The following is a 12,800-nucleotide window of genomic DNA, read 5'->3' on the forward strand; positions in this document are numbered from 1 at the left end:
GGAAGGACGCGACTGTACATGAGAGGGATTATCATTATCAAGAGCGGTGATGGCTATATAGTGGGTTGAGTGCTGGGAGCTTCTTCTGTGACCTGCTTGTCTGAAACAAAAAATCCCCGCATCAATAACTGATCGGGGATTTTTGTTTTAACTGAAGACGTGGCTAGCCACGCAGAGTTAGACGTTGAAGCGGAAGTGCAGCACGTCGCCGTCTTTTACGATGTAGTCCTTGCCTTCAAGACGCCATTTGCCGGCTTCCTTGGCACCGGCCTCACCCTTGTACTGAATGAAGTCGTTGTAGGCGATGCACTCGGCGCGGATGAAGCCTTTTTCGAAGTCGGTGTGAATCACGCCAGCGGCTTGTGGTGCGGTGGCACCGACGCGGACGGTCCATGCACGGACTTCTTCAACGCCTGCGGTGAAGTAGGTCTGCAGGTGCAGCATTTCGTAGCCCGCACGAATCACGCGGTTCAGGCCTGGTTCTTCAAAACCCAGGGCTTCGAGGAACATGTCTTTTTCTTCGCCGTCATCAAGCTCGGCGATTTCTGCTTCGATCTTGTTGCAGACCGGCACCAGCATTGCGCCTTCTTCTTCGGCGATGGCGCGCACGACGTCCAGCAACGGGTTGTTCTCGAAACCGTCTTCAGCCACGTTGGCGATGTACATGACCGGTTTGGTGGTCAGCAGGTGGAAGCCACGAATCACTGCTTTTTCGTCAGCGTTCATGTTCTTCATTAGGCTGCGGGCTGGCTTGCCTTCGGTGAAGTGAGCGATCAACTGCTCCAGCAGGCCCTTCTGAACCACTGCATCCTTGTCGCCGCCCTTGGCGTTGCGAGTGACTTTCTGCAGCTGTTTTTCACAGCTGTCGAGGTCAGCGAAGATCAGTTCCAGATCGATGATCTCGATGTCGCGCTTCGGGTCAACGCTGTTGGAAACGTGAATCACGTTGTCGTCTTCGAAGCAGCGCACCACGTGAGCGATGGCGTCGGTTTCACGGATGTTGGCGAGGAACTTGTTGCCCAGGCCTTCACCTTTGGACGCGCCCGCTACCAGGCCCGCGATGTCGACGAATTCCATGGTGGTCGGCAGGATTCGCTTGGGATTGACGATGACTGCCAATGCCGCAAGGCGCGGGTCGGGCATGGCCACGATGCCGCTGTTCGGTTCGATGGTGCAGAAGGGGAAGTTCTCCGCTGCAATACCGGACTTGGTCAGGGCGTTGAACAGGGTGGATTTGCCGACGTTGGGCAGGCCGACGATGCCGCAATTGAAGCCCATGGTATTTCCCCTCGAGTGATGTCAGGCCTTCTGGCTGTGCAGGTTTTTCATCGCCCGGTTCCATTCACCGGCGAAGATATCCGGCAGCACGCCGAGGGCAAAGTCGATGCTGGCGTCCAGCTTTTCCTGTTCGGCGCGCGGCGCTCGACCCAGAACAAAACCGGAGACCTTGTTGGCGTCGCCCGGGTGGCCGATGCCAAGCCGCAAGCGATGAAAAGTATTCTGATTGCCGAGTTGCGCGATGATGTCCCGCAGCCCGTTGTGCCCGCCATGACCGCCGCCCTGTTTGAACTTGGCAACGCCCGGTGGCAGATCAAGTTCGTCATGCGCCACCAGGATGGCATCAACCGGTATTCGGTAGAAACCAGCGAGCGCCGCGACGGACTGGCCGCTACGGTTCATATAGGTGGTGGGAATCAGCAGACGAACATCCTGACCTTGATGAGTGAAGCGTGCGGTCAGGCCAAAAAATTTGCGCTCGGCGACGAGATTGACTCGTTGCGCGTCAGCGATACGCTCAACAAAAAGAGCCCCTGCGTTGTGCCGGGTCTGTTCGTATTCAGCGCCTGGATTTCCCAGGCCAACGATCAGTTGTATGGCAGTCACGACAGGGGCCCTTTTCTGGAGTTGTGGTTGAAACCGCTGCAGGCAGCGGCAAAACTGGAAGAAAACTGCTCATTTACCATGATGTAAACTCCGCGATTCTGCCCGTTTTGCCTGACTTTTACAGCGGTCTCCCGAGCAACTCCGGTATTACCGAGTAATGAATTACTCAGCAGTACCTTCTGCTTCGTCTTCGGTCGGTGCAACGCGTGGTGCGTGGACGTTGGCGATAGCCAGGTCAGTACCGTGCGCCAGAGCAACGAACTCAACGCCTTTAGGCGCTTTAACGTCGGACAGGTGAACGATCGAACCGATTTCCAGAGCAGACACGTCTACTTCGATGAACTCAGGCAGATCTTTCGGCAGGCAGCTTACTTCCAGCTCGGAAGTAACGTGCGAAACTTCGCCGCCTTTCTTCACTGGAGCTTCTTCGCCGATGAAGTGTACAGGTACGATTGCGGTCAGTTTTTGACCAGCAACAACGCGTACGAAGTCAGCGTGCATCACGTGGCCTTTGGCCGGGTGACGTTGCAGAGCTTTGATGATCACGTTTTGCTTTTTGCCATCAACGGTCAGCGCAATGATGTGGCTGTACGAAGCTTCGTTTTCCAGCAGTTTTGCAATTTCTTTGGCCAGCAGGCTGATGGATTCAGGGGCTTTGTCGCCACCGTAAACTACAGCTGGAACCAGGCTTGCGAGACGACGCAGGCGGCGGCTCGCACCTTTCCCCAGGTCGGAACGCAGTTCAGCATTCAAAGTAAAATCGTTCATTTTGTATCTCCAAATTAGCCACATTCGACCTGACGTTTGCGACCGACGTCAGGACGATATGGGCAAAAAAGCCCCGCCCTGACCGAATGTCAGGGCGGGGCGCTTTTCGTCAACAGGGTGTCAGCTCAGGGAAAACCCTTAGCGGAACATCGCGCTGATCGATTCTTCGTTGCTGATGCGGCGGACCGCCTCGGCAACTACCGGAGCGATATCCAGTTGACGGATACGGCTACAGGCTTGTGCAGCAGCGGACAACGGGATGGTGTTAGTCACCACCAGTTCGTCCAGCACGGAATTTTCAATGTTTTCGATCGCCCGACCCGACAGCACAGGGTGTGTGCAGTAGGCAAAGACCTTGGCAGCGCCATGCTCTTTCAAGGCCTTGGCCGCATGGCACAGAGTGCCGGCGGTATCGACCATGTCATCGACCAGAATACAGGTACGCCCTTCGACATCACCGATGATATGCATCACTTCAGAGTGATTGGCTTTCTCACGGCGCTTGTCGATGATCCCGAGATCAACACCCAGAGACTTGGCAACAGCACGTGCACGCACGACGCCACCAATGTCCGGGGAAACGATCATCAGGTTTTCAAAGCGTTGATCTTCGATGTCATCCACCAGAACGGGGGAGCCGTAGATGTTATCTACCGGGATATCGAAGAAACCCTGGATTTGGTCAGCATGCAGATCAACCGTGAGAACACGATCGATCCCGACTACGGTAAGCATGTCAGCAACAACTTTTGCGCTGATAGCCACACGTGCGGAACGCGGACGGCGATCCTGACGGGCATAACCAAAGTAAGGAATCACAGCAGTGATTCGGGACGCTGAGGAACGACGGAAGGCATCAGCCATCACGACGAGTTCCATCAGGTTATCGTTGGTCGGTGCGCAAGTCGGCTGAATGATAAAGACGTCTTTACCGCGGACGTTTTCATTGATCTCAGTAGAAATCTCGCCGTCGGAAAATTTTCCGACAGAAACATCACCTAGTGGGATATGCAGCTGACGTACGACACGTCGAGCCAGATCGGGGTTAGCGTTCCCCGTAAAGACCATCATCTTGGACACGCGCAGTACCTGAAGGCTGAGGGTAACCTGGATGAGTATAGGAAAATGGCAGGGGCGGCTGGATTCGAACCAACGCATGGCAGGATCAAAACCTGCTGCCTTACCGCTTGGCGACGCCCCTGTATCTGTTGCAACGAGTACCGAGTACTCGGTTCCTTTTTAGAGCAGACTTTGCAGCTTGCGATGCAACATCGAAACGTTGCTTCCTTTTGCTACAAACCCTGTAAGGGTCTCTGTAAGAAGGGCCGAGACTTTATCAGCTTCAGCTTTGTTTGGGAAGGCCCCAAACACACAACTTCCAGTTCCGGTTAATTTTGCTTCGGTAAATTTACCTAACAAATTCAATGCGTTAAGTACCTCTGGATAACGCCTTGCTACAACCGGTAAGCAGTCATTTCGACTGTTTCCCTTGGGAACGGGGCGCACTTTAATGGGAGGAGTGTTACGTGTCAACAGTGGATCTGAAAAAATTTCTGCTGTACTTACAGATACTTGCGGCACGAGTACCAGATACCACGGTTCTTCCGGGTCTACAGGGGTGAGTTTTTCCCCCACACCCTCAGCAAATGCGGCGTGTCCACGGACGAAAACCGGGACGTCGGCACCAAGGGTGAGGCCCAGCGCCGCAAGGCGATCTTCATCCCAGCCCAGATTCCATAAATGGTTCAGGCCCAGCAAAGTGGTTGCCGCATCGGAGCTGCCGCCGCCGATTCCGCCGCCCATGGGCAGGCGTTTTTCCAGCCAGATATCCATGCCGAGGGTGCAGCCGGATTGTTTTTGCAGTGCGCGAGCGGCCTTGACGATCAGATTGCTGTCATGGGGGACGCCGGGAACATCGGTCTGCAGGCAGATTTCGCCGTCCTGGCGAACCGCGAAACTGAGTTCGTCGCCGTAATCGACAAACTGAAACAGGGTCTGCAGTTCGTGATAGCCATCAGGGCGACGGCCGAGAATGTGCAGCATCAGGTTCAATTTGGCCGGAGCGGGCAGAGTCAGACGTGCTTCGCTCATGTTTATTGACCCAGTTTGCGTGGCTGCCAGTCCTTGATCACCAGCGTGACGTCAAGGTCTTGTCCGTGCAGTTTGACGCGCTCCGGCAGCCAATAACCGTTTTGCTCGACATAACTGAGGTATTCGACTTGCCAGCCATCTTGTTCGAGGCTGGCCAGTCGGCTGTCGCCATCAAGGGTCAGGCGGCTTTTGCTGTCGGGAGCGGGGAGGCCGCGAACCCACCAGACCAGATGCGACACCGGCAATTTCCAGCCCAGTTGCTCTTCGAGCAGGGTTTCCGGAGTCGGCGCTTCATAGCGTCCCTGATTGGCGACTTCCAGCGCTACGCTGCCAGGTCGTCCCGTCAAGCGTGCCGCGCCGCGTCCCAGGGGGCCAGACAGGCGAATGTCGTAGTAATCCTGGCGTTGCAGCCAGAACAACGTGCCGCTGCCTGAATCTTTGGGCGCGCGAATGCCGACTTTTCCGTTGATCTGCCAGCCATCGAGGGTGGTCAGTTGTTCTTTGTGCTGGCGCCACTGCGCGGGATCGCCCTTGCCTTCAACGGCTTCCCGGGAAGTGAGTCCGGCGCAACCGGCGAGCAGGGCTATGAGGCTGAATACGACTAGGTGGCGCAAAAACATAAAATTAAAGAGTCTCGGATCCGGTCAGGCGCAACAGGGTGCTGCGCAGAATAGGGCTGTCAGGTTGTTCTTTGAGGGCTTTTCCCCAGATTTTTCGGGCTTCGCGCTGTTCGCCTTTCGCCCAGAGCACTTCGCCCAGGTGAGCGGCTACTTCGTGGTCGGGGAAGCGTTCAAGTGCCAGGCGCAGCAAGCGTTCGGCCTCGTCCAGATTGCCCAGGCGGTAGTTTACCCAGCCAAGGCTGTCGAGTACTGCAGGATCTTCCGGATTGAGGCTGTGGGCTTTTTCGATCAGTTCCTTGGCTTCGGCGTAGCGTGTGGTGCGGTCGGAAAGGGTATAGCCCAGCGCGTTGAGCGCCATGGCGTTTTCCGGTTCGCGTTTCAGAATCGCGCGCAGGTCTTTTTCCATCTGTGCCAGGTCGCCGCGTTTCTCCGCCATCATCGAACGGGTGTACAGCAGGTTCAGGTCGTCCGGGTATTGCTTGAGTGCTTGAGTCAGCAACTGCCAGGCGCGATCGACCTGATTGTTGCTGGAGAGGGTTTCAGCTTCGATCAGGTACAGCTGGATCGCGTAGTCAGGTTGCGCTTCGCGAGCTTCGGCCAGGCGTTTGGAGGCTTCGGCGGCACTGCCGTTGCTCATCAGGATATCGGCCTGACGCAGTTGCGCGGAGAGGAAGTCCGGACCCGGACCGACCTGAGCGTACTCGGCCAGTGCACTCGCTTGATCATTGCGCTCTTCATGGATGCGACCCAGGTTCAGGTGCGCGGAATCCTCATGGGCACCCCGAGCAATCAGCTCTTCCAGGTAGCCTTCTGCTTCGTCCCATGCTTTGGCTTCGAGGCAGACCAGTGCCAGGGAAAAGCGCAGCTCGTCGTCATCGGGATATTGCTGCACAAGGCTGGAAAACTGCACTTTGGCGTCTTCCATTCGATTTTGCTCGACCAGCATACGGGCGTAGGTCAGGCGCAGGCGCTTGTCATCCGGGTACTTCTTGATGCTTTTTTCAAGGATCGGCAGCGCTTCCTTGCCCCGGTTCATGCCTTGCAGCAGTCGGGCACGGAGCAATATGGGAGCGATTTCGCCGTCTTTGGGCGGGTTGTCTTCCAGCAACTTCAACGAGGCCTCGGCCTCGCCGTTCTGTTGCAGCAACAGCGCCTTGCCAAAAATCAGCTGACCATTGTTCGGATACTTGACCAGCAGGCGGTCAAAGCTGGTGAGCAATGCGCTGCGGGTTTCCGGGTTCGTTTCAGAGGCAGACAGCGCAAGGAAGTCGAAATGCGTGTCGCCCTGACCCTGCAGGACCTTTTCCATGTAAATCATGGAGTCGTCATAACGCCCGGCCCGGGCCAGCTGAATCGCTGCCGCGCGCTGTGCTTCAAGATTATCCCGGTCGTTTCTGGCCCAGATCAGCGAAGTATCCAGTGCCGCCTGATCAGCGCCCAGGTACTCGGCAATCCGGAAGGCCCGTTCGGAAACACCTGGATCCTGAGTATTGATTGCCTGGGTCACGTAGTTGTCCAGGGCAATATCAAAGCGATTGCGCTGGCCAGCCAGTTCGGCACTTAACAGGCTGACGAGGGTTTCCTGGGTGAACGAGCCGTAAACCTGAGGCTTGGCTTCAGGTGCGGGGGCGGTGTCTTTCGGCACAGGCGTAGCCTGCGGCTGGACCGGCGCCATGGACTGGCAACCGCTGAGAAAGACAAGGGCGAGAAACAGCGCGGAGGATCTATTCATATATAAGAAGGGACGACTTACCTGCGGTTTTGAGCATCATGACACAAGGCTGGGAGCAAACCCACAGCCGGTTGGAAAACTGCCGGAACGCGTATTTATTTGTGCTGCAGGCCCCAAATGGGGGCATCTGCAGCGCGAGTCTATTAGGACAATAGTCAACGGTGGTTGTTCTGAGTCTATTGAAGTAGGACAATTGTCGGCTTCACGTCACCATCAGCGACCTTGAATGGCCTTCCTTGCACTTGGTATCAACCATAAGACTGCCTCGGTAGACGTCCGCGAGCGCGTGGCATTTACGCCAGAGCAGCTGGTTGAGGCCTTGCAGCAGCTTTGCCGCCTCACCAACAGCCGCGAAGCTGCGATCCTTTCTACGTGTAACCGTAGCGAGTTGTACATCGAGCAGGATCAGATTGGTTCTGAAACGATTCTTGCCTGGCTCGCTGATTATCATCATTTGAGCCTCGAAGAGCTGCGCGCGAGTGCTTACGTGCACGCCGACGATGCGGCAGTTCGTCACATGATGCGGGTGGCCTCCGGGCTCGACTCGCTGGTGCTCGGTGAACCGCAGATTCTTGGTCAGATGAAATCCGCCTATGCCGTGGCCCGGGAAGCCGGGACTATTGGCCCGCTGCTGGGGCGACTGTTTCAGGCCACGTTCAGTGCGGCCAAGCAGGTGCGTACTGACACGGCTATCGGTGAAAACCCGGTTTCCGTGGCGTTTGCCGCGGTCAGCCTGGCGAAACAGATCTTCAGTGATCTGCAACGCAGTCAGGCCTTGCTGATCGGTGCAGGCGAAACTATCACGCTGGTCGCCCGCCATCTGCACGATCTGGGCGTCAAGCGCATCGTGGTTGCCAACCGGACCCTTGAGCGCGCAAGTATTCTGGCTGCCGAGTTTGGCGCTCACGCGGTATTGCTCTCGGACATACCGGCCGAACTGGTCAACAGCGATATCGTGATCAGTTCCACGGCCAGCCAATTGCCGATTCTCGGCAAGGGTGCTGTTGAAAGTGCGCTGAAGCTGCGCAAGCATAAGCCGATTTTCATGGTTGATATCGCCGTACCACGGGACATCGAGCCCGAGGTCGGTGAGCTGGACGACGTTTATCTGTACACAGTCGACGATCTGCATGAAGTCGTCGCCGAGAACCTCAAGAGTCGCCAGGGCGCTGCGCAGGCTGCCGAAGAGCTGGTGGCAGCAGGCACTAATGACTTCATGTTCCGCCTGCGTGAACTGGCCGCGGTGGATGTGTTGCGGGCTTACCGCCAGCAAAGCGAAAGGCTGCGTGACGAGGAATTACTCAAGGCTCAGCGTATGCTGGCCAACGGCAGCAATGCCGAAGACGTGCTGGTGCAGTTGGCTCGCGGGTTGACCAACAAGTTGCTGCATGCACCCAGCGTGCAATTGAAAAAACTCTCTGCCGAAGGCCGCCTCGACGCGCTGGCCATGGCCCAGGAACTTTTTGCCCTCGGTGAGGGCTCGACGGATAAACCCCCGCAATGAAAGCCTCACTGCTCAACAAACTCGATGTCCTCAGCGATCGCTTCGAGGAACTGACCGCGTTGCTCGGCGATGCCGAGATTATTTCGGATCAGACCAAATTCCGTGCGTACTCCCGTGAGTACGCCGAGGTAGAGCCGATTGTTGCCGCCTATAAACAGCTGCTAAAGGCGTTGGCTGATCTGGACGGTGCCCAGGCGCTGCTCAAGGACAGCGATCCGGACATGCGTGAAATGGCTGTCGAGGAAGTTCGCGAGACCAAGCAGTTGCTCGCTGATCTGGAGAGCCAGTTGCAACGCATGCTGCTGCCCAAGGATCCCAACGACGGGCGTAACGTGTTCCTTGAAATTCGCGCCGGAACCGGTGGCGATGAGGCGGCGATCTTCTCTGGCGATCTGTTCCGCATGTATTCGCGTTATGCCGAGCGTCGCGGCTGGCGGATAGAGATTCTGTCCGAAAACGAAGGCGAGCATGGCGGCTATAAAGAGGTAATTGCCCGGGTCGAGGGCGAGAACGTCTACGGCAAGCTGAAGTTTGAATCGGGCGCACACCGCGTGCAGCGGGTTCCGGAAACCGAATCTCAGGGCCGTATTCACACCTCGGCGTGCACCGTCGCGGTGTTGCCTGAGCCGGACGAGCAACAGGCAATCGAAATTAATCCTGCGGACCTGCGCGTTGACACCTATCGTTCATCGGGCGCGGGTGGTCAGCACGTCAACAAGACCGATTCGGCGATTCGGATTACCCACCTTCCGTCGGGTATCGTCGTTGAGTGCCAGGAAGAGCGTTCGCAACACAAGAACCGCGCCCGTGCAATGTCCTGGCTGTCCGCGAAGCTTAATGACCAGCAAACCAGCGCCGCTGCCAATGCCATTGCCAGTGAGCGTAAACTGCTGGTGGGCTCGGGTGATCGATCCGAGCGCATTCGAACCTATAACTTCCCTCAGGGGCGAGTAACGGATCACCGCGTGAATCTGACCTTGTATTCGCTGGATGAAGTTTTAGCCGGTGGTGTCGATGCAGTGATAGAGCCGCTGCTTGCCGAATATCAGGCAGATCAACTAGCGGCACTGGGTGAGTAAATGACCATCATCGCCAGCCTGTTAAGAAGCGCCGAGCTTCCTGATTCACCAACTGCCCGTCTTGATGCTGAACTGCTTCTGGCCGCTGCGCTGGGTAAACCGCGCAGCTTCCTGCACACCTGGCCGGAGCGAATTGTCAGCAGCGAAGCCGCTCTGACGTTTGCCTCCCACCTGCAACGCCGTCGCACGGGGGAACCCGTCGCTTACATTCTGGGCCAGCAGGGCTTCTGGAAGCTGGATCTGGATGTTGCCCCTCATACCCTGATACCGCGTCCTGAAACCGAAATGCTGGTTGAGGCCGCGCTGGAACTGGTGCCCGCGTTTGCACCGACACGTGTGCTCGATCTGGGCACCGGTACCGGCGCAATTGCTCTGGCTTTGGCCAGCGAGCGTCCGGTCTGGCAGGTGACGGCGGTAGATCGGGTGCTTGAAGCAGTTGCCCTCGCCGAGCGTAACCGCCAGCGTCTGCATCTGGATAACGCCAAGGTGCTGAGCAGCCATTGGTTCAGCTCCCTTGAGGGGCAGCGTTTTGATCTGATCATCAGCAACCCGCCGTACATTGCCGCCGAGGACCCGCACCTGGTGGCTGGCGATGTGCGTTTTGAGCCGAGCAGCGCGCTGGTTGCAGGGTCGGACGGGCTGGACGATATACGCATGATCATCGCGCAGGCCCCGACCTATCTGAACGGTGAAGGCTGGTTGTTGCTTGAACACGGTTACGACCAGGGCGCGGCGGTACGCGACTTGTTGAGCAGCCATGGTTTCGAGAAGATCCAGACCCGTCGCGATCTGGGTGACCACGAGCGCATTACCTTCGGGCGTCTGCCGTGCTGACTGATCAGGAACTGTTGCGCTACAGCCGACAGATTCTGTTGCAGCACGTCGATATCGACGGCCAGCTCAAGCTCAAGCAAAGCCGGGTGCTTATAGTCGGGCTCGGCGGTCTTGGCTCACCGGTTGCGCTGTACCTGGCGGCGGCTGGTGTCGGTGAACTGCACCTGGCGGATTTCGACACGGTCGACCTGACCAACCTGCAACGCCAGATCATTCACGACAGCCAGACTGTCGGGCAGAGCAAGGTGGACTCGGCAATTATTCGTCTGACGGCGATCAATCCCGACGTCACATTGGTCCCTCATCGCTCCGCGCTGGACGTTGACTCCCTGAGTGCGGCAGTTGCGGATGTCGATCTGGTGCTCGATTGTTCGGACAATTTCACCACCCGTGGTGCAGTCAATGCGGCCTGTGTCGCAGCGGGCAAGCCATTGGTCAGCGGTGCGGCGATTCGCCTCGAAGGTCAGCTGTCGGTGTTCGATCCGCGTCGACCTGACAGCCCTTGCTACCACTGTCTATACGGTCACGGCAGCGAAGCCGAACTGACGTGCAGCGAAGCGGGCGTGATCGGTCCTTTGGTCGGTCTTGTCGGTAGCCTGCAAGCCCTCGAAGCCCTCAAGGTTCTGGTCGGTTTTGGCGAGCCGCTGGTTGGGCGTTTGTTGTTGATTGATGCGTTGACCACGCGTTTTCGCGAGCTGAAGGTCAAGCGTGACCCTGGATGCAGCGTTTGCGGTACCCGGCAACATGACTAAACCCAGCGATGCGCCGGTCGGCGTATTTGATTCCGGCGTGGGTGGCTTGTCGGTGCTGAGTGAGATTCGCAGCCTGTTACCCAATGAGTCGCTGCTCTACGTCGCGGACTGTGGACATATCCCTTATGGCGAGAAGTCTGCGCAATACATCCGCGAGCGCTGCATGATCATTGCCCAATTCTTTCGCGAGCAGGGTGCCAAGGCTTTGGTGCTGGCCTGCAATACGGCAACTGCGGCAGCCGCGGCTCAACTGCGTGAGCATTACCCGGATTGGCCAATTGTCGGTATGGAACCGGCAGTCAAGCCAGCTGCCGCAGCGACACGCAGCGGCGTTGTCGGAGTACTGGCAACCACGGGGACTTTGCAAAGTGCCAAGTTCGCCGCCTTGCTCGACCGTTTCGCGGGCGATATGCGGGTGGTGACGCAACCGTGTCCAGGGCTTGTAGAGCTAATAGAAGCCGGTGATTTGTTCAGCCCGACACTGCGTGCGCTGGTGCAGGGTTATGTCCAGCCTTTACTGGCGGAAGGCTGCGACACGATTATCCTTGGCTGCACCCATTATCCGTTCCTCAAGCCGCTGCTGCGAGAAATGATTCCCGAATCGGTTGTTTTGATTGACACCGGCCACGCCGTGGCGCGGCAGCTCCAGCGGCTGCTGGCTCAGCAGGGCCTGCTGCACGACGGCTACGCTCAGGAAACCCAGTTCTGGACCAGCGCAGATCCGTATAATTTTCGAAACATCCTACCTACACTATGGAAAAAATCTGACAGTGTGCGATTCTTCGGTTTGTAAAAAAATCGTGAAAAGCTTCGCTCGGCGTTGGAACTAACGTTCCAGGTCAGATTTCTATAGCAAGCCGGTTATCTGTAACAACATCTAATAATTGCATTCGAAAATAGGAAGTTTCTGATGAAGCGTCTGTTGTGTCTGGCTGCGCTTGCGGCCGCCTTGATGGGGCAAACCTCTCTGACTCAAGCCGCTGGCGTTGAATTCTCGGTCGGCCAGACCAGTGAATCGACCCAGACTTACCGCTTGGGCATGAAGTTTGATTGGGATCAGAGCTGGCTGCAGAGCGACGTGGGTCGCCTGACTGGCTACTTTGATGGTGCATACACGTATTGGGATGGCGACAAGCGTTCCAGCAACAACAGTCTTTCGTTCTCTCCGGTTTTCGTTTACGAATTCGCCGGTGATTCGGTGAAGCCATACATCGAAGCGGGTGTCGGTGTATCCGTGTTCTCCAACACTCAGGTTGAAGACCGCAAGCTGGGTTCGGCCTTCCAGTTTGAAGACCGCATCGGTTTCGGCCTGCGCTTCAATGGCGGTCATGAAGTGGGCATCCGCGCGACTCACTACTCGAACGCCGGTATCAAAGAGCCAAACGACGGTATCGAAAGCTACGCGCTGCATTACACGATGCCGCTGTAATGCCATCGCGAGCAAGCTCGGCTCTTACACTTGATGTGGGAGCCGAGCTTGCTCGCGATGACCGATAACGCGGTATGGCTGAAGACCTCTCCGACCTTATCGCAGCC

General features: G+C 57.1%; 13 protein-coding genes and 1 tRNA gene. 6 read left to right on the top strand and 8 right to left on the bottom strand.

Annotated elements, in window-relative coordinates; genetic code table 11:
- Nucleotides 1–177 precede the first annotated feature (177 nt).
- The 8 genes from ychF to ACYASS_RS02680 form a co-directional block, all read right to left on the bottom strand.
- Nucleotides 178–1,278 (bottom strand): redox-regulated ATPase YchF, encoded by a 1,101-nt coding sequence (gene ychF / locus ACYASS_RS02645; RefSeq protein WP_463584982.1) that lies wholly within the window; start codon nucleotides 1,276–1,278, stop codon nucleotides 178–180.
- 21 nt (nucleotides 1,279–1,299) lie between these two features.
- Nucleotides 1,300–1,884: an aminoacyl-tRNA hydrolase gene (gene pth, locus ACYASS_RS02650; protein WP_027902866.1), complete on the bottom strand. Its 585-nt coding sequence runs from the start codon at nucleotides 1,882–1,884 to the stop codon at nucleotides 1,300–1,302.
- A gap of 162 nt (nucleotides 1,885–2,046) precedes the next feature.
- A complete protein-coding gene (locus tag ACYASS_RS02655; protein WP_463584983.1) occupies nucleotides 2,047–2,652 on the bottom strand; it encodes a 50S ribosomal protein L25/general stress protein Ctc in 606 nt (201 codons plus the stop codon).
- Nucleotides 2,653–2,790: 138 nt separating this feature from the next.
- Nucleotides 2,791–3,732 carry a ribose-phosphate pyrophosphokinase gene (locus ACYASS_RS02660; RefSeq protein ID WP_002552145.1) on the bottom strand — a complete coding sequence of 314 codons (942 nt, stop codon included), beginning with the start codon at nucleotides 3,730–3,732 and terminating at the stop codon, nucleotides 2,791–2,793.
- 46 nt (nucleotides 3,733–3,778) lie between these two features.
- A tRNA-Gln gene (locus ACYASS_RS02665) sits at nucleotides 3,779–3,853 on the bottom strand.
- 38 nt (nucleotides 3,854–3,891) lie between these two features.
- Nucleotides 3,892–4,743 carry a 4-(cytidine 5'-diphospho)-2-C-methyl-D-erythritol kinase gene (ispE, locus tag ACYASS_RS02670; protein WP_463584984.1) on the bottom strand — a complete coding sequence of 284 codons (852 nt, stop codon included), beginning with the start codon at nucleotides 4,741–4,743 and terminating at the stop codon, nucleotides 3,892–3,894.
- Nucleotides 4,744–4,745: 2 nt separating this feature from the next.
- Nucleotides 4,746–5,363 carry a lipoprotein insertase outer membrane protein LolB gene (lolB, locus tag ACYASS_RS02675; protein WP_243245643.1) on the bottom strand — a complete coding sequence of 206 codons (618 nt, stop codon included), beginning with the start codon at nucleotides 5,361–5,363 and terminating at the stop codon, nucleotides 4,746–4,748.
- Between the two features lie 4 nt (nucleotides 5,364–5,367).
- Nucleotides 5,368–7,095 (bottom strand): tetratricopeptide repeat protein, encoded by a 1,728-nt coding sequence (locus ACYASS_RS02680; protein WP_463584985.1) that lies wholly within the window; start codon nucleotides 7,093–7,095, stop codon nucleotides 5,368–5,370.
- 226 nt (nucleotides 7,096–7,321) lie between these two features.
- Here ACYASS_RS02680 and hemA point away from each other — a divergent pair, with 226 nt between their 5' ends.
- From hemA to ACYASS_RS02710, 6 genes are all read left to right on the top strand, one after another.
- Complete coding sequence (gene hemA, locus ACYASS_RS02685) at nucleotides 7,322–8,599, top strand: glutamyl-tRNA reductase (RefSeq protein WP_122664698.1); 1,278 nt, start codon at nucleotides 7,322–7,324, stop codon at nucleotides 8,597–8,599.
- Nucleotides 8,596–9,678, top strand: coding sequence for a peptide chain release factor 1 (prfA, locus tag ACYASS_RS02690; protein WP_122664699.1), 1,083 nt, complete (start codon nucleotides 8,596–8,598; stop codon nucleotides 9,676–9,678). The genes hemA and prfA overlap by 4 nt, the downstream gene beginning before the upstream one ends.
- The gene (gene prmC, locus ACYASS_RS02695) at nucleotides 9,679–10,512 is read left to right on the top strand and encodes a peptide chain release factor N(5)-glutamine methyltransferase (RefSeq protein WP_243245641.1); all 834 of its coding nucleotides are present in this window, start codon (nucleotides 9,679–9,681) and stop codon (nucleotides 10,510–10,512) included.
- Entirely contained in the window at nucleotides 10,506–11,264 is a 759-nt protein-coding gene (locus ACYASS_RS02700) for a molybdopterin-synthase adenylyltransferase MoeB (RefSeq protein ID WP_463584986.1), read from the top strand. Before prmC ends, ACYASS_RS02700 begins: the two co-directional genes overlap by 7 nt.
- Nucleotides 11,257–12,057, top strand: a complete 801-nt coding sequence (gene murI / locus ACYASS_RS02705) for a glutamate racemase (protein WP_463584987.1) — start codon at nucleotides 11,257–11,259, stop codon at nucleotides 12,055–12,057. The genes ACYASS_RS02700 and murI overlap by 8 nt, the downstream gene beginning before the upstream one ends.
- A 117-nt stretch (nucleotides 12,058–12,174) precedes the next feature.
- Entirely contained in the window at nucleotides 12,175–12,693 is a 519-nt protein-coding gene (locus tag ACYASS_RS02710; protein WP_243245638.1) for an acyloxyacyl hydrolase, read from the top strand.
- Nucleotides 12,694–12,800 lie beyond the last annotated feature (107 nt).

The sequence above is a fragment of the Pseudomonas sp. HP_14 genome, from assembly GCF_055283875.1.

What these genes read in the sequence shown, in the direction of transcription:
- ychF (WP_463584982.1), bottom strand. Translation starts at nt 1,278, where the DNA reads ATGGGCTTCAATTGCGGCATCGTCGGCCTGCCCAACGTCGGCAAATCC.
- ACYASS_RS02655 (WP_463584983.1), bottom strand. Translation starts at nt 2,652, where the DNA reads ATGAACGATTTTACTTTGAATGCTGAACTGCGTTCCGACCTGGGGAAA.
- ispE (WP_463584984.1), bottom strand. Translation starts at nt 4,743, where the DNA reads ATGAGCGAAGCACGTCTGACTCTGCCCGCTCCGGCCAAATTGAACCTG.
- lolB (WP_243245643.1), bottom strand. Translation starts at nt 5,363, where the DNA reads ATGTTTTTGCGCCACCTAGTCGTATTCAGCCTCATAGCCCTGCTCGCC.
- ACYASS_RS02680 (WP_463584985.1), bottom strand. Translation starts at nt 7,095, where the DNA reads ATGAATAGATCCTCCGCGCTGTTTCTCGCCCTTGTCTTTCTCAGCGGT.
- hemA (WP_122664698.1), top strand. Translation starts at nt 7,322, where the DNA reads ATGGCCTTCCTTGCACTTGGTATCAACCATAAGACTGCCTCGGTAGAC.
- prfA (WP_122664699.1), top strand. Translation starts at nt 8,596, where the DNA reads ATGAAAGCCTCACTGCTCAACAAACTCGATGTCCTCAGCGATCGCTTC.
- prmC (WP_243245641.1), top strand. Translation starts at nt 9,679, where the DNA reads ATGACCATCATCGCCAGCCTGTTAAGAAGCGCCGAGCTTCCTGATTCA.
- murI (WP_463584987.1), top strand. Translation starts at nt 11,257, where the DNA reads ATGACTAAACCCAGCGATGCGCCGGTCGGCGTATTTGATTCCGGCGTG.
- ACYASS_RS02710 (WP_243245638.1), top strand. Translation starts at nt 12,175, where the DNA reads ATGAAGCGTCTGTTGTGTCTGGCTGCGCTTGCGGCCGCCTTGATGGGG.